The organism is Serratia sp. 1D1416, from assembly GCF_003641105.1.
GTDB lineage: Bacteria > Pseudomonadota > Gammaproteobacteria > Enterobacterales > Enterobacteriaceae > Serratia > Serratia ficaria.
The window spans coordinates 123,367-139,426 of record NZ_CP032738.1; the positions used below are offsets into that span (position 1 = coordinate 123,367).

The following is a 16,060-nucleotide window of genomic DNA, read 5'->3' on the forward strand; positions in this document are numbered from 1 at the left end:
TTATTCCGCCAGCGGCGCCCAGCCGTCGTTGTGCCACAGGTGCAGCGTGGCGTAGGAACGCCACGGGCGCCAACGCTCGGCATAGCGCTCAATCTGGCGCGGCGTCATGCCGGGGAAACGTTGTTTGATCAGGTAATCACCCGCCAGGAACACGTCCGGCCATGACCAGGCGCGCATGGCGATATAGCTGGCGGTCCAGCTGCCGATGCCCGGCAACGCGGTCAGCGCCTTGATGCCCTGTTCGATATCCAGCACGTTATCGAGCTGCAGCCGCCCTTCGCCGTGCGCTCTGGCGATCTCAATCAGCGCCGCCGCGCGCTTCAGCTGCACGCCGAGCGGGCGCAGCGCTTCCGGCTGCAGCTGCGCCACCCGTTCGGCGCTTGGGAACACGTGGGTGATGCCGTCCTGCGGCTGTTCCAATGGCGTTCCCCAGCGCTCCGCCATGCGGCCGGCGAAGGTCGCCGCCATCTTCACGCTGACCAGTTGCCCCAACACCGCGCGCACCGCCTGTTCAAAGCTGTTGACGCAGCCCGGCAGGCGCAGGCCCGGCGCATCGGCGGCCAGCGCGCCCAACGCCTGGGCTATCAGGTCCGGCGCGGCGTCCAGGTCAAACAGCTGGCGGATGCGGCGCAGCACTTCGGTGGTGGCCCGGCTCAGCGACGGCGCTATCTCTACCCGCACCCGGTTGTGCGCCTCCTCCGGCTGCACGCTGATCCAGCCGCGGTATTCCGTTCCGCCCAGGCTGACGGCGATAGAGCGCAGATACTGCCGCCCCTCCACCCTCTCCACGCCCTGCACCGCACGCGCCTGCAGGAAGTTCAGCATCCGCGGCCAGTCATAGGGCGGCCGATACCCCAAATGAAACACCAGCCCGCTGGCGGCGGTGCGTGCGTTGCGGCCGCTGCGCAGCGCCGAGGGGATCAGCCGGTAGCGCGCCTTGAACAGCTCGTTGAAGCGTCGCAGGCTGCCGAAACCGGCGGCGAATGCCACCTCGCTCAGCGGCAGATCGGTATCGGCCAGCAGCCGTTTGGCCTGCAGCAAACGGTGCGACTGGGCGTAATCGATCGGCGAAGCGCCGAACTGCTCGGCGAAGATGCGCCGCAGATGGCGATCGGAGATGCCCAATCGCGCCGCCAGTTGCTCGCAGCTGTACTCAGACAGATAGCCTTGCTCGATCAGCTGCACCGCCACCTGGGCGTAACGGTTGCCCAGATCGATCAGCGCCAGGCCGGGCGCCAGCTCGGGCCGGCACTTCAGACAGGGGCGAAAACCCGCCAGCTCGGCGGCGGCCGCGCTCGGGTAGAAGGTGCAGTTTTCAATCTTCGGCGTGCGGGCGCTGCATACCGGACGACAGTAAATGCCGGTAGAGGAAACGCCGACGAAGAAACGGCCGTCAAACTTGCGGTCGCGGGCGCGCAATGCCTCGTAGAACGCCTGTTGTGAATAATTCATGGCAACGCTCGGGGTCAGTTTTTTTGTGCATTATGGCGCCCGCCTGGCGCGCTGACGTGCGGAATTCGGACATCAAGATGTGCTCCTAAGTTAAGCATGCCGCCGCGCCCGGCGCTAAATTTTTCCACACTCGGGCATAGGCACGTTGCCCGGCGGCGCAGTCTCGGGTAAAGTCGCCCCCCTTCATTGGCATGGGGACTGAGAAAAGACATGTTTATTGGATTCGATTATGGAACGGCCAACTGTTCCGTCGCAGTGATGCGCGACAACGGCCCCGAGCTGCTGACGCTGGAAAATAACGAGCCGTATCTGCCGTCGATGCTGTGCGCACCGTCCCGCGAAGCGGTGAGCGAGTGCCTGCATCGCCATTGGCAGGTACCGACCGGCAGCGAAGAAAACCAGCAGCTGCTGCGCCGGGCGATAAGCTACAACCGCGAAGAGGACATCCCGGTCGGCGGCGACAGCCTGCAGTTTGGCCTGCAGGCGTTGGCGCAGTATGTGGAAGATCCGGAAGACGTGTATTTCGTGCGCTCGCCGAAGTCCTTCCTCGGCGCCAACGGCCTGAAACCGCAGCAGATCGCGCTGTTTGAAGACCTGGTGTGCGCCATGATGTTCCACATCAAGCGCCAGGCGGAAAGCGAGCTGCAGACCGGCATCGATCAGGCGGTGATCGGCCGGCCGATCAACTTCCAGGGCATCGGCGGCGAAGAAGCCAACCGCCAGGCACAGGGCATTCTGCAGCGCGCCGCCGAACGCGCCGGCTTTAAGGACATCGAACTCCAGTTCGAGCCGGTGGCGGCGGGGCTGGACTTCGAAGCGACGCTGAGCGAAGAGCAAACCGTGCTGGTGGTTGATATCGGCGGCGGCACCACCGACTGCTCGGTGCTGCTGATGGGCCCGCAGTGGCGCGATCGCGCCGACCGCCAGCAAAGCCTGCTGGGACACAGCGGCTGCCGCGTCGGCGGTAACGATCTGGATATCATGCTGGCTTTCAAACAGCTGATGCCGCTGTTCGGCATGGGCGGCGAAACCGAAAAGGGCATCGCCCTGCCGGCGCTGCCCTACTGGAATGCGGTGGCGACCAACGACGTGCCGGCGCAGATGGATTTTTACAGCTCCGCCAACGGGCGCATGCTGCGCGACCTGATCCGCGACGCCGCCGAGCCGGAGAAGGTCAAACGCCTGCTCAAGGTGCACCAGCAGCGCCTGAGCTATCGGTTGGTGCGCGCGGCCGAGGAGAGTAAAATCGCCCTGTCCGGCCAGCAGAGCGTCAGCGCGCCGCTGGCCTTCGTGCAGCCCGAGCTGGCGGAAACCATCGGCCAGCATCAGCTCGCCGAGGCCATTTCGCAACCGCTGATGCGCATTCAGGAACAGGTCAACGCCGCGCTGGCCAGCAGCCAGAGCGCGCCGCAGGTGATCTACCTGACCGGCGGCAGCGCCCGTTCGCCGCTGCTGCGCGCCGCGCTGCAACAACAGCTGCCGGGCATTCCGATCGTCGGCGGCAACGACTTCGGCTCGGTGACCGCCGGGTTGGCGCGCTGGGCGCAAATGCTGTTCCGCTAATCGCCATGGGGCGCGGCCTGCCGGGCAGCGGTTAGTACAGCGTATCCCGCAGCCGCTGCGGCAGCGCGCCGTCGTATTCTTCGCCATCGAACCGCGTTTTGCTCACCTCAGCCAGAATGCTGCCGGTGCTGGGCAAGGCGGACCGCTCAAGGCGGCTGGCTTCATCCCACAATCCGGAACGCAGTATCGCCCGACTGCATTGGAAAAACACCGCTTCCACCCGAATGCGCAGCACCGAACGCGGCAGCATATTGCGGTGGGCGAAGCGCTGCAGCACCGCCGGCGCCACCAGGATCTCCGCCCGGCCGTTGATCCGCAGCATCTCGCCGATGCCGGGGATCAGCAGCAGCAGCGCCACCCGGTCGTCATGCAGAATATTGCGCAGGCTGTCGATGCGGTTGTTGCCGCGCCGGTCCGGCAGCAGCAGGGTTTTCTGGTCTTCGATATGGATAAAGCCGGCCGGATCGCCGCGCGGCGAAACGTCCATCCCGTCCGGCCCGACGGTAGACAGCGCGGCGAACGGCGCCGCTTCGATAAAGGGTCGATAGATTGGGTGAATATAGCTGACTTCTTTGAACACCGACGGCGCGGCCGGCTGGCCGTACAGCTGCTCCAGCGCCGCAAGATCGTTGATAATATCGCTTTGCATTGCAGTTCCTGAATGGGTCACAGTGACCCATTCAGGATAGAGCAAAATTGCCGTCGGGCAATCGGCTTTACCAGGCGCTGGCCTGATTCAATATCTGAATATCTTCGGCATCCAGCCGCAGGCGCGTGGCGCTGACCAATTCATCCAGCTGCGGCAACGACGTGGCGCTGACGATCGGCGCGGTAATCTCCGGCCGCGCGATCAGCCAGGCCAGCGAGACCTGCGCCGGCGAGGTGCCGTGCTTTTCCGCCACCCGATCCAGCGCCGCCAGGATGGCGAACCCGCGCGGGTTCAGGTACTGGGCGACGATCCGGTCGCCGCGCTGGCTTTTGCCCTCGTCCTGCGCGCTGCGGTATTTGCCGGTCAGGAAACCGCTGGCCAACGAGAAGAAGTTGATCACCCCCAGGCCGTGGCGCTGCGTGACCGCCGCCAGCGTTTTTTCGAACCCTTCGCGCGCATAGAGGTTGTACTCCGGCTGCAGGGTTTCGTAGCGCGCCAGCCCCCGCTGTTCGCTGATCTGCAGCGCCTCTTCCAGCCGATCCGCCTGATAGTTGGAGGCGCCGATCGCCCGCACCTTGCCCGCCTTGATCAGTTCATCGAACGCCGCCAGCGTGTCCGCCAACGGCGTGTCGCGATCGTCATCGTGCGACTGGTACAGATCGATGTAATCGGTCTGCAAGCGGCGCAGGGAGTCCTCCACCGCCTGGCGAATATAGCGCGGCGACAGCCCCTGCCTGCCTTCGCCCATCGGCTTGCCCACCTTGGTGGCGATGATCACCCGGTCGCGCTTGCCGCTGTGTTGCAGCCATTCGCCAATCACCGTCTCCGATTCGCCACCCTGGTTGCCCGGCACCCAGCTCGAATAGACGTCGGCGGTGTCGATGAAATTAAGCCCGTTCTCCACCAGCGCATCCAGCAGGCTGAAAGACGTCTGACGATCCGCCGTCCAGCCAAACACGTTGCCGCCGAAGGTCAATGCCGGCACCTTAATGCCCGAACGGCCCAGCTCTCTGTTGCTCATTGCCTGCTCCTGTGGGAAAAATTCGTGGGTTGATTATTAGCGTTGAATGGGGAGGAACGCCAAAACGCATTGGCTATAAGCCGAAACGAATCCCTTATAAACATAGCATGTTCAATTCAACCATTTATTAGGACAATGCTGACGATTCCTCCATATTTCCTTCATTTTTATGCCGTCTTTGCTGGCTAAACTAGTATCCTGTAAGGAGTGTAACTTTTGTGGCAATGAGTGCCCGCGCCCCTGCCTTTTGGAGAGAATTTTCGCCACCATGAATGCAAAACCCCCACGTCGTTCCCTGATGCTGCGCCTGCTGACGATCGTCATCGTGGCTATTGCCGCCGTATTAATTTGGCGACACTTCAGCGCATCCCAACCGGCCGACGGGGCCGCGCCAGGGGCGCATAACGCCTCCGGCAACGCCGGAGCCGGCCGCGCGGCGGGCGGCCGGCGCGGCGCGGCGATGTCGCCGGTGCAGGCGGCCAGCGCCACCCGACAAACGGTGCCGCGCTACCTCTCCGGGCTGGGCACCGCCACCGCGGCCAATACCGTCACCGTCACCAGCCGGGTCGACGGCCAACTGATGGCGGTGCACTTTACCGAGGGCCAACAGGTCAAGGCCGGCGATCTGCTGGTCGAGATCGACCCGCGGCCGTTTGAAGTGCAGCTGACCCAGGCGCAGGGCCAGCTGGCCAAGGACCAGGCGACGCTGGCCAACGCCAGACAGGATCTGGCGCGCTATCAGCAGTTGGCGAAAACCAACCTGGTGTCGCGCCAGGATCTGGATACCCAGCTTTCATTGGTGCGCCAGACCGAAGGCGCCATCAAGGCCGATCGGGGCGCGGTCGACAGCGCCAAGCTGCAGATCACCTACAGCCGCATCACCGCCCCGATCGACGGCCGGGTCGGCCTGAAGCTGGTCGACGTCGGCAACTACATCACCAGCGGCAGCACCACCGGCATCGTGGTGATCACCCAGACGCACCCGATCGACGTGGTGTTCACGCTGCCGGAGGGCAACATCGGCGATCTGATCAAGGCGCAAAAGGCCGGCCCGGTCAGCGTCGAAGCCTGGGACCGCACCAATCAGAACCGCCTGGCGACCGGCGCGCTGCTGAGCCTGGATAACCAGATTGACACCGCCACCGGCACCATCAAGCTGAAGGCGCGTTTCACCAACGGGGACGACGCGCTGTTCCCGAACCAGTTCGTCAATGCGCGGCTGAAGGTGGACACCCTGCATGACGCGGTGGTGATCCCGACAGCCGCACTGCAGATGGGCAACGAAGGCAACTTCGTCTGGACCCTGAGCGAAGACAACAAGGTCAGCAAGCACCGGGTGACCACCGGCATTCAGGACAGCCGGCAGGTGGTGATCGGCGCCGGCCTGAACGCCGGCGATCGGGTGGTGACCGACGGCATCGACCGCCTGACCGAAGGCATGCAGGTGGAGGTGCTGGCGCCGAAAGAAGCGCCGACGGCGGCCAAAGCCACGCGCAAACCCGACGTTCAGGGGAAATCCTGATGCAGGTGATGCCCCCCAATCCCGGCGGCGGACCATCCCGCCTGTTTATCCTGCGCCCGGTCGCCACCACCCTGCTGATGGTGGCTATCCTGCTGGCGGGGATCATCGGCTACCGCGCCCTGCCGGTATCCGCCCTGCCGGAAGTGGACTACCCGACCATTCAGGTGGTGACGCTGTACCCCGGCGCCAGCCCGGACGTGGTCACCTCCGCCATCACCGCGCCGCTCGAGCGCCAGTTCGGCCAGATGTCCGGCCTGAAACAGATGTCGTCGCAAAGCTCCGGCGGCGCCTCGGTGGTGACGCTGCAGTTCCAGCTGGAGCTGCCGCTCGACGTCGCCGAGCAGGAAGTGCAGGCGGCGATCAACTCCGCCACCAACCTGCTGCCGAGCGACCTGCCCTATCCGCCGATTTACAGCAAGGTTAACCCGGCCGATCCGCCGATCCTGACGCTGGCCGTCACCTCCTCCGCCATGCCGATGACGCAGGTGGAAGACATGGTGGAAACCCGCGTGGCGCAAAAAATTTCCCAGGTGACCGGCGTCGGCCTGGTGACCCTGTCCGGCGGCCAGCGCCCGGCGGTGCGCGTGAAGCTGAACGCCGCCGCGGTCGCCGCCTACGGGCTGGACAGCGAAACCATTCGCGCCGCCATCAGCAACGCCAACGTCAACTCCGCCAAAGGCAGCCTGGACGGCCCGACCCGCTCGGTGACGCTTTCCGCCAACGACCAGATGAAGTCGGCCGACGATTACCGCCAGCTGATCGTCGCCTACCAGAACGGCGCGGCGATCCGGCTGCAGGACGTCGCCACCATCGAACAGGGCGCCGAGAATACCCGCCTGGCGGCCTGGGCCAACCGGCAGCAGGCCATCGTGCTGAACATCCAGCGCCAGCCCGGCGTTAACGTCATCACCACCGCCGACAGCATCCGCGAGATGCTGCCTCAGCTGATCAAAAGCCTGCCCAGGTCGGCCGACGTCAAGGTGCTGACCGATCGCACCACCACCATTCGCGCCTCGGTCAGCGACGTGCAGTTTGAGCTGCTGCTGGCGATCGCGCTGGTGGTGATGGTGATTTACGTGTTCCTGCGCAACGTGCCGGCCACCGTTATCCCCAGCGTGGCGGTGCCGCTGTCGCTGGTCGGCACCTTCGCCGCCATGTATTTCCTCGGTTTTTCCATCAACAACCTGACGCTGATGGCGCTGACCATCGCCACCGGCTTCGTGGTGGACGACGCCATCGTGGTGATCGAGAACATCTCGCGCTATATCGAGAAAGGCGAAAAACCGCTCGACGCCGCGCTGAAAGGGGCCGGCGAAATCGGCTTCACCATTATCTCGCTGACCTTCTCGCTGGTGGCGGTGCTGATCCCGCTGCTGTTTATGGGCGACATCGTCGGCCGGCTGTTCCGCGAGTTCGCCGTCACGCTGGCGGTGGCGATTTTGATCTCCGCCGTGGTCTCGCTGACGCTGACGCCGATGATGTGCGCGCGCATGCTGAGCCACGAATCGCTGCGCAAGCAAAATCGCTTTTCCGCCGCCTCCGAACGCTTCTTCGATCGGGTGATTGCGCAATATGGCAAATGGCTGAAAACGGTGCTCAACCACCCGTGGCTGACGCTCGGCGTGGCGCTGAGCACCCTGGCGTTGACGGTGCTGCTGTACCTGCTGATCCCGAAAGGCTTCTTCCCGGTGCAGGACAACGGCATCATTCAGGGCACGCTGGAGGCGCCGCAAACCGTATCGTTCGGCAATATGGCCGAACGCCAGCAGCAGGTGGCGGCGGAGATCCTCAAAGACCCGGCGGTGGAAAGCCTGACCTCGTTCGTCGGCGTCGACGGCAGCAACGCCACGCTGAACAGCGGCCGCCTGCAGATCAACCTGAAGCCGTTGAGCGAACGCAGCGACCGCATTCCGGCGATCATCACCCGCCTGCAGCGGCAGACGGCGCAGTTCCCCGGCGTGAAGCTGTATCTGCAGCCGGTGCAGGATCTGACCATCGATACCCAGGTCAGCCGCACCCAGTATCAGTTCACCCTGCAGGCGATGTCGCTGGACGATCTCAGCCTGTGGGTGCCGCAGCTGATGGCCGAACTGAAGCAGACGCCGCAGCTGGCGGACGTCACCAGCGACTGGCAGGATCAGGGGCTGGTGGCCTATGTGAACGTCGACCGCGACTCGGCTTCGCGCCTCGGCATCAGCATGAGCGACGTGGACAACGCGCTGTACAACGCCTTCGGCCAACGCCTGATCTCCACCATCTATACCCAGGCCAACCAGTATCGGGTGGTGCTGGAGCACGACGTCAGCACCACCCCGGGGCTGGCGGCGCTGAATGATATCCGCCTGACCAGCAGCAACGGCGCCACGGTGCCGCTGAGCGCAATCGCCAAAATCGAAGAGCGCTTCGGCCCGCTGTCGGTCAACCACCTCGACCAGTTCCCGTCGACCACCGTTTCCTTTAACGTCACCGACGGTTATTCGCTCGGCGAAGCGGTGGATGCGGTTACCCAGGCGGAGAAAAACCTCAACATGCCGAAGGACATCACCACCCGGTTCCAGGGCGCGACCCTGGCGTTCCAGGCGGCGCTCGGCAGCACGCTGTGGCTGATCCTGGCGGCGGTGGTGGCGATGTACATCGTGCTGGGCGTGCTGTACGAAAGCTTCATTCATCCGGTCACCATTCTCTCCACCCTGCCGACCGCCGGGGTCGGCGCCTTGCTGGCGCTGATGCTGGCCGGCAGCGAACTGGACGTGATCGCCATCATCGGCATCATCCTGCTGATCGGCATCGTGAAGAAGAACGCCATCATGATGATCGACTTCGCGCTGGCCGCCGAGCGCGAGCAGGGGCTGACGCCGTACGAGGCTATCTATCAGGCCTGCCTGCTGCGCTTCCGGCCGATTCTGATGACCACGCTGGCGGCGCTGCTCGGCGCGCTGCCGCTGATGCTCAGCACCGGCGTCGGCGCGGAGCTGCGCCGCCCGCTCGGGGTGTGCATGGTCGGCGGGCTGGTGATGAGCCAGATCCTGACGCTGTTCACCACGCCGGTGATTTACCTGCTGTTTGACAAACTGGCGCGCAATACCCGCCGCCAGCCGGAAACGCAGGAGCTGCCGTGAAATTCTTCGCCCTGTTCATCCACCGGCCGGTGGCCACCACGCTGCTGACGCTGGCCATCGCCATCTGCGGCATCATCGGCTTGCGCCTGCTGCCGGTGTCGCCGTTGCCGCAGGTCGATTACCCGGTGATCTCGATCAGCGCCTCGCTGCCGGGCGCCGATCCGGAAACCATGGCGTCGTCGGTGGCGACGCCGTTGGAACGCGCGCTGGGGCGCATCGCCGGGGTCAATGAGATGACCTCGATGAGCTCGCTCGGCAGCACCCGCGTCATTTTGCAGTTCGACCTCGACCGCGACATCAACGGCGCCGCACGCGACGTGCAGGCGGCGATCAACGCCGCGCAGAGCCTGTTGCCCACCGGCATGCCGAGCCGCCCCAGCTACCGCAAGGTCAACCCGTCCGACGCGCCGATCATGATCCTGACGCTGACTTCGGAGACCTACAGCCAGGGCCAGCTTTATGACTTCGCCTCCACCCGGCTGGCGCAGAAAATAGCCCAGACCGAAGGCGTCGGCGACGTTTCGGTCGGCGGCAGTTCCCTGCCCGCGGTGCGGGTGGAGCTGAACCCCAGCGCGCTGTTCAATCAGGGCGTCTCGCTGGACGCGGTGCGCCAGGCCATCAGCGACGCCAACGTGCGCCGGCCGCAGGGTTCCCTTGAAAACCCGCAGCAGCGCTGGCAGATCCAGGCCAACGACGAGCTGAAAACCGCCGAGGTTTATCGCCCGCTGATCATTCACTACAACAACGGCTCGGCGGTGCGGTTAAGCGACGTGGCCGACGTCAAGGACTCGGTGCAGGACGTGCGCAACGCCGGGATGACCGATGCCAAGCCGGCGATCATCCTGGCCATCAGCCGCGCGCCGGACGCCAACATCATCGAAACCGTCGACCGCATTCGCGCCGAGCTGCCCGCGCTGCAGGAGAATATTCCGGCGTCAATCCAGCTGAACGTCGCGCAGGATCGCTCGCCGACCATTCGCGCCTCGCTGGCCGAAGTGGAGCAGTCGCTGGCGATCGCCATCGGGCTGGTGATCCTGGTGGTATTCATCTTCCTGCGCTCCGGCCGCGCCACGCTGATCCCGGCGGTGGCGGTGCCGGTGTCGCTGATCGGCTCCTTCGCCGCCATGTACCTGTGCGGCTTCAGCCTGAATAACCTGTCGCTGATGGCGCTGACCATCGCCACCGGTTTCGTGGTCGATGACGCCATCGTGGTGCTGGAAAACATCTCCCGCCACGTCGAGGCCGGCATGAAGCCTGTCAACGCCGCGCTGGTGGGGGTGCGGGAGGTCGGCTTCACCGTGCTGTCGATGAGCGTGTCGCTGGTGGCGGTGTTTATCCCGCTGCTGCTGATGGAGGGGCTGCCCGGCCGCCTGTTCCGCGAATTCGCCGTCACCCTGTCGGTGTCGATCGGGCTGTCGCTGATTATTTCCCTGACGTTGACGCCGATGATGTGCGCCTACCTGTTGCGCCACCAGCCGCCGCGTTCGCAGCGGCGCATGCGCGGCTTCGGCAAGCTGCTGCTGGCGCTGCAGCAGGGCTACGGCCGCTCGCTGAACTGGGTGCTCGGCCACTCGCGCTGGGTGCTGGCGGTGTTCCTCGCCACCATCGCGCTCAACGTCTGGCTGTACGTCAGCATCCCGAAAACCTTCTTTCCCGAGCAGGATACCGGCCGGCTGATGGGCTTCATTCAGGCCGACCAAAGCATTTCGTTCCAGGCGATGCGCGTTAAGCTGGAAGATTTCATGAAGATCGTGCGCGAAGATCCGGACGTGGAAAACGTCACCGGCTTTACCGGCGGCTCGCGCACCAACAGCGGTTCGATGTTCATCTCGCTGAAGCCGCTGTCGGTGCGCAGCGACGACGCGCAGAAGGTGATCGCCCGGCTGCGCGCCCGGCTGGCGAAAGAGCCGGGCGCCAGCCTGTTCCTGATGGCGGTGCAGGATATCCGCGTCGGCGGGCGCCAGGCCAACGCCAGCTATCAGTACAGCCTGCTGGCGGACGACCTCGCCGCGCTGCGCGAATGGGAACCGAAGATCCGCAGCGCGCTGGCCGCGCTGCCGGAACTGGCGGACGTCAACTCCGATCAGCAGGACAAAGGTTCGGAAATGGACCTGATCTATGACCGCGAAACCATGTCGCGGCTGGGCATTTCGGTTGCCGACGCCAACAACCTGCTGAACAACGCCTTCGGCCAGCGCCAGATCTCGACCATCTATCAGCCGCTCAATCAGTACAAGGTGGTGATGGAGGTGGCGCCGCCGTATACCCAGGACATCAGCTCGCTGGACAAGATGTTCGTGATCAACAACGACGGCAAGGCGATCCCGCTGTCTTATTTCGCCCGCTGGCAGCCGGCCAATGCGCCGCTGTCGGTGAACCACCAGGGGCTGTCGGCGGCGTCGACCATCTCGTTTAACCTGCCGGACGGCGGCAGCCTGTCGGACGCCACCGCGGCGGTTGAACGCGCCATGACCCAGCTCGGCGTGCCGTCCACCGTGCGCGGCGCCTTCGCCGGCACCGCGCAGGTATTCCAGGAGACGCTGAAATCCCAGTTGCTGCTGATCGCCGCGGCGATCGCCACGGTGTATATCGTGCTCGGCGTGCTGTATGAAAGCTACATCCACCCGCTGACCATACTGTCCACCCTGCCCTCGGCCGGGGTGGGCGCGCTGCTGGCGCTGGAGCTGTTCGGCGCGCCGTTCAGCCTGATCGCGCTGATCGGCATCATGCTGCTGATTGGCATCGTGAAGAAAAACGCCATCATGATGGTCGACTTCGCCCTCGACGCCCAGCGCAACGGCGGCATCAGCGCCCGCGAGGCGATTTTCCAGGCCAGCCTGCTGCGCTTTCGGCCGATCATGATGACCACGCTGGCGGCGCTGTTTGGCGCGCTGCCGCTGGTGCTGACCAGCGGCGACGGCGCCGAGCTGCGCCAGCCGCTCGGCATCACCATCGCCGGCGGGCTGGTGATGAGCCAGCTGCTGACGCTGTATACTACGCCGGTGGTTTACCTGTACTTTGACCGGCTGCAGATGAAATTCCGCCGCGGCAAGAAACTGGATCCGTTGCCCCAATAATGGCCGAACGATGCTGATGAAACACACTGCCACGGTGCAGTGGCAACTCTGGATAGTGGCGTTCGGCTTCTTTATGCAGACGCTGGACACCACCATCGTCAACACCGCCCTGCCCTCGATGGCCGTCAGCCTGGGGGAAAACCCGCTGCGCATGCAGTCGGTGATCGTCTCTTACGTGCTGACGGTGGCTGTGATGCTGCCCGCCAGCGGCTGGCTGGCGGACCGGGTCGGCGTGCAGCGGGTGTTTTTCAGCGCCATCGTGCTGTTCACCCTCGGCTCTATCCTGTGCGCCCGCGCGGAAACCCTCAACGAGCTGATCGCCTCGCGGGTCATCCAGGGCGTCGGCGGCGCGATGATGGTGCCGGTCGGCCGGCTGACGGTAATGAAAATCGTGCCGCGCGAGCAGTATATGGCGGCGATGACCTTCGTCACCCTGCCGGGGCAAATCGGCCCGCTGATGGGGCCGGCGCTGGGCGGTTTTTTGGTGCAGTACGCCAGCTGGCACTGGATTTTCCTGATCAACATCCCGGTCGGCATCGCCGGCGCCATCGCCACCCTGCTGCTGATGCCCAACTACCAGATGCAGACGCGGCGCTTCGACATCAGCGGCTTCATCATGCTGGCGATCGGCATGGCGACGCTGACGCTGGCGCTGGACGGCCACAAGGGCATGGGGCTTTCCGGCCTGACCGTCGCCGGGCTGGTGGCGCTGGGCGCGGCGGCGCTGGCGGGCTACTGGTGGCACGCGCAGGGCAACGGCCGGGCGCTGTTCTCGCTGCGTTTATTCCGCACCCCAACCTATAAAATAGGCCTGATCGCCAGCCTGCTCGGCCGCATCGGCAGCGGCATGCTGCCGTTTATGACGCCGCTGTTCCTGCAGGTAGGCATGGGCTTCTCCCCGTTCCACGCCGGGCTGATGATGATCCCGATGATCATCGGCAGCATGGGCATGAAACGCATCGTGGTGCAGGTGGTCAACCGCTTTGGCTACCGCAAGGTACTGGTGGCCGCCACGCTGATGCTGGCGCTGCTCAGCCTGAGCTTCCCGCTGGTGGCGATGCTGGGCGGGGTCTGGCTGCTGCCGCTGGTGCTGTTCTTGCAGGGCATGGTCAATTCGCTGCGCTTCTCGGCGATGAACACCCTGACGCTGAAGGATCTGCCGGACCGGCTGGCCAGCAGCGGCAACAGCCTGCTGTCGATGGTGATGCAGCTGTCGATGAGCCTGGGCGTCAGCGTGGCCGGCATTCTGATCGGCAGTTTCGCCCATCATCAGGTGGTGGCCGACAGCCCGGCCATTCACAGCGCATTCATTTATAGCTACTGTTGCATGGCGCTCATCATCGCCCTGCCCGCGCTGGCTTTCGCCCGGGTGCCGGCCGATACCGCGCCAAACCGCACCCTGACCAAAGAGCCGGGCACCGGCTCAACGAGGCTTCAATGAAGATAGGCATTACCGGGAAGCTGTTCCTGGCCATTTTGGCCACCTGCCTGCTGGTGTTGATCACCATGCACTGGGGGGTGCGCGTCAGCTTTGAACGCGGCTTTATCGATTACATCAAACACAGCAACGAACAGCGCATCAGCATGCTGGGCGAAGCGCTGGAAGAGCAATACGGCCGCCACGGCAACTGGGTGTTCCTGCGCAACAACGATCAGGTGGTTTATCAGATCATGCGCTCGTTCGAACAGAACAGCGACAGCAGCCACAACCTGCCGCCCAAGGGCTGGCGCACCCAGTTTTGGGTGGTGGACAGCCAGTTCAACCGGCTGGTGGGCCATTCCGGCCCGGTGCCGAAGGAAGGGCCGCGCCTGCCGATCCGCTACAACAACGAGATCGTCGGCTGGGTGATCACCACCCCGGTAGAGCGCCTGACGCGCAATACCGACATCAACTTCGATCGCCAGCAGCGGCGCACCAGCTGGATTATCGTCGCGCTGTCCACCCTGCTGGCGGCGGCGGTGACCTGGCTGCTGTCGCGCGGCATGCTGGCGCCGGTCAAACGCCTGGTGGCCGGCACCCACCGGCTGGCGGCGGGGGATTTTACCGCCCGCGTGGCGGTCAGCAGCCAGGACGAGCTGGGCCGGCTGGCGCAGGACTTCAACCAGTTGGCCACCTCGCTGGAAAAAAACGAACAGATGCGCCGCGCCTTTATGGCCGACGTGTCGCACGAGCTGCGCACCCCGCTGGCGGTGCTGCGCGGCGAGCTGGAGGCGCTGCAGGACGGCGTGCGCCAGCCGACCGCCGCCTCGCTCAGCTCGCTGCAGGCCGAGGTGTCGACCCTGACCAAACTGGTGGATGACCTGCACCAGCTCTCGCTCTCCGACCTCGGCGCGCTGGCCTACCGCAAATCGACGGTCGACTGCGTGCACCTGCTGCTGATCGCCGTCGCCGCCTTCCGCGAACGCTTCCGCGCCAAAGGGCTGGAGATCGTCACCCGTTTGCCGGCTCAGGCGCCGCTGTTCGGCGACCCGGATCGGCTCAATCAGCTGTTCAACAACCTGTTGGAAAACAGCCTGCGTTACACCGACGCCGGCGGCAAGCTGGAGATCGGCGCAGAGCTGCAGCCGGGCCGGCTGCTGATTTACTGGCAGGACAGCGCGCCCGGCATCAACGATCAGCAGCTGGTGCGCATTTTCGAACGCTTCTACCGCGCCGAAGGTTCACGCAACCGCGCCAGCGGCGGTTCCGGCCTGGGGCTGGCGATCTGTCATAATATCGTCGAAGCGCACGACGGGAAGATCGCCGCGCAGCACTCGCCTTTGGGCGGCGTGCGGATTACAGTAGAATTTGCCACCCCGAATAAAAATAAGGCGCCATGATGGAATCTCTGAATCAACCGCTGCAAATCATGATTGTCGAAGACGAGCCCAAGCTGGGCCAACTGCTGGTGGATTACCTGCAGACGGCGGGCTACGCCACCCACTGGCTGACCAACGGCAGCGAGGTGGTGCCGGCGGTGCAGCAGCAACCGCCGGCGCTGATCCTGCTGGATCTGATGCTGCCGGGCAGCGACGGCCTGACGGTATGCCGCGACCTGCGCCGCTTTACCGACGTGCCGGTCGTGATGGTGACGGCGAAGATCGAAGAGATCGACCGCCTGCTGGGCCTGGAGATCGGCGCCGACGATTACATCTGCAAGCCTTACAGCCCGCGCGAAGTGGTGGCGCGGGTGAAAACCATTCTGCGCCGCAGCTACCGGCCGCAGGAGATGGCGCGGGAAGACTCTCTGCTGCACATCGACGAGCCCCGCTTTCAGGCCAGCTATCAGGGGCAGATGCTGGATTTGACGCCGGCGGAGTTCCGCCTGTTGAAAACCCTGGCCAGCCAGCCGGGCAACGTATTTTCACGCGAGCAGCTGCTGAACAATCTCTATGACGATTACCGGGTGGTCACCGACCGCACCATCGACAGCCACATCAAAAACCTGCGGCGCAAGCTGGAGCTGATCGACGGCGAAAAATCCTTTATCCGTTCGGTATACGGCGTGGGTTACCGCTGGGAGGCCGAGCCCTGCCGGCTGGTGAACGGGCTGTAAGCCCGGTTGCTGAGCCCAGCCTTCGCTCGGCGCCCCACGCAACTTTGCGCTATTCCCCCCTCCTCCGTTAGCTTCCCGTGCTGCAGCGGCATCCGCTGCGCGAAACTCAAGGCCGGCGCAA

General features: G+C 64.6%; 10 protein-coding genes. 7 read left to right on the top strand and 3 right to left on the bottom strand.

What is annotated here, in order from left to right; translation table 11 throughout:
* Positions 1-1,452: a DNA-3-methyladenine glycosylase 2 gene (gene alkA, locus D7I37_RS00665; RefSeq protein ID WP_129543150.1), complete on the bottom strand. Its 1,452-nt coding sequence runs from the start codon at positions 1,450-1,452 to the stop codon at positions 1-3.
* Positions 1,453-1,662: 210 nt separating this feature from the next.
* Here alkA and yegD point away from each other — a divergent pair, with 210 nt between their 5' ends.
* A complete protein-coding gene (gene yegD / locus D7I37_RS00670) occupies positions 1,663-3,015 on the top strand; it encodes a molecular chaperone (RefSeq protein ID WP_129543151.1) in 1,353 nt (450 codons plus the stop codon).
* 31 nt (positions 3,016-3,046) lie between these two features.
* On the opposite strand, the gene D7I37_RS00675 is transcribed toward yegD, so the two are convergent.
* Both D7I37_RS00675 and D7I37_RS00680 read right to left on the bottom strand, forming a co-directional pair.
* A complete protein-coding gene (locus D7I37_RS00675) occupies positions 3,047-3,664 on the bottom strand; it encodes a pyridoxamine 5'-phosphate oxidase family protein (RefSeq protein ID WP_129543152.1) in 618 nt (205 codons plus the stop codon).
* Positions 3,665-3,731: 67 nt separating this feature from the next.
* A complete protein-coding gene (locus tag D7I37_RS00680) occupies positions 3,732-4,685 on the bottom strand; it encodes an aldo/keto reductase (RefSeq protein WP_061796604.1) in 954 nt (317 codons plus the stop codon).
* 268 nt (positions 4,686-4,953) lie between these two features.
* On the opposite strand from D7I37_RS00680, the gene D7I37_RS00685 reads away from it, so the two are divergent.
* From D7I37_RS00685 to baeR, 6 genes are read left to right on the top strand one after another with little or no spacing between them, the layout of a single operon-like run.
* Positions 4,954-6,207: an MdtA/MuxA family multidrug efflux RND transporter periplasmic adaptor subunit gene (locus D7I37_RS00685; protein ID WP_129543153.1), complete on the top strand. Its 1,254-nt coding sequence runs from the start codon at positions 4,954-4,956 to the stop codon at positions 6,205-6,207.
* Positions 6,207-9,326, top strand: a complete 3,120-nt coding sequence (locus D7I37_RS00690) for an MdtB/MuxB family multidrug efflux RND transporter permease subunit (protein WP_129543154.1) — start codon at positions 6,207-6,209, stop codon at positions 9,324-9,326. Before D7I37_RS00685 ends, D7I37_RS00690 begins: the two co-directional genes overlap by 1 nt.
* A complete protein-coding gene (gene mdtC, locus D7I37_RS00695; RefSeq protein ID WP_095098715.1) occupies positions 9,323-12,403 on the top strand; it encodes a multidrug efflux RND transporter permease subunit MdtC in 3,081 nt (1,026 codons plus the stop codon). Before D7I37_RS00690 ends, mdtC begins: the two co-directional genes overlap by 4 nt.
* 10 nt (positions 12,404-12,413) lie before the next feature.
* Entirely contained in the window at positions 12,414-13,844 is a 1,431-nt protein-coding gene (locus tag D7I37_RS00700) for an MFS transporter (RefSeq protein ID WP_095098718.1), read from the top strand.
* On the top strand, positions 13,841-15,223 hold the full coding sequence (gene baeS, locus D7I37_RS00705; protein ID WP_061796593.1) for a two-component system sensor histidine kinase BaeS: 1,383 nt from the start codon (positions 13,841-13,843) through the stop codon (positions 15,221-15,223). The genes D7I37_RS00700 and baeS overlap by 4 nt, the downstream gene beginning before the upstream one ends.
* The gene (gene baeR, locus D7I37_RS00710; RefSeq protein ID WP_129544730.1) at positions 15,223-15,939 is read left to right on the top strand and encodes a two-component system response regulator BaeR; all 717 of its coding nucleotides are present in this window, start codon (positions 15,223-15,225) and stop codon (positions 15,937-15,939) included. The genes baeS and baeR overlap by 1 nt, the downstream gene beginning before the upstream one ends.
* The last annotated feature ends 121 nt before the right edge of the window (positions 15,940-16,060 follow it).

What these genes read in the sequence shown, in the direction of transcription:
- D7I37_RS00685 (WP_129543153.1), top strand. Translation starts at nt 4,954, where the DNA reads ATGAATGCAAAACCCCCACGTCGTTCCCTGATGCTGCGCCTGCTGACG.
- D7I37_RS00675 (WP_129543152.1), bottom strand. Translation starts at nt 3,664, where the DNA reads ATGCAAAGCGATATTATCAACGATCTTGCGGCGCTGGAGCAGCTGTAC.
- D7I37_RS00700 (WP_095098718.1), top strand. Translation starts at nt 12,414, where the DNA reads ATGCTGATGAAACACACTGCCACGGTGCAGTGGCAACTCTGGATAGTG.
- alkA (WP_129543150.1), bottom strand. Translation starts at nt 1,452, where the DNA reads ATGAATTATTCACAACAGGCGTTCTACGAGGCATTGCGCGCCCGCGAC.
- yegD (WP_129543151.1), top strand. Translation starts at nt 1,663, where the DNA reads ATGTTTATTGGATTCGATTATGGAACGGCCAACTGTTCCGTCGCAGTG.
- baeR (WP_129544730.1), top strand. Translation starts at nt 15,223, where the DNA reads ATGGAATCTCTGAATCAACCGCTGCAAATCATGATTGTCGAAGACGAG.
- baeS (WP_061796593.1), top strand. Translation starts at nt 13,841, where the DNA reads ATGAAGATAGGCATTACCGGGAAGCTGTTCCTGGCCATTTTGGCCACC.
- D7I37_RS00680 (WP_061796604.1), bottom strand. Translation starts at nt 4,685, where the DNA reads ATGAGCAACAGAGAGCTGGGCCGTTCGGGCATTAAGGTGCCGGCATTG.
- D7I37_RS00690 (WP_129543154.1), top strand. Translation starts at nt 6,207, where the DNA reads ATGCAGGTGATGCCCCCCAATCCCGGCGGCGGACCATCCCGCCTGTTT.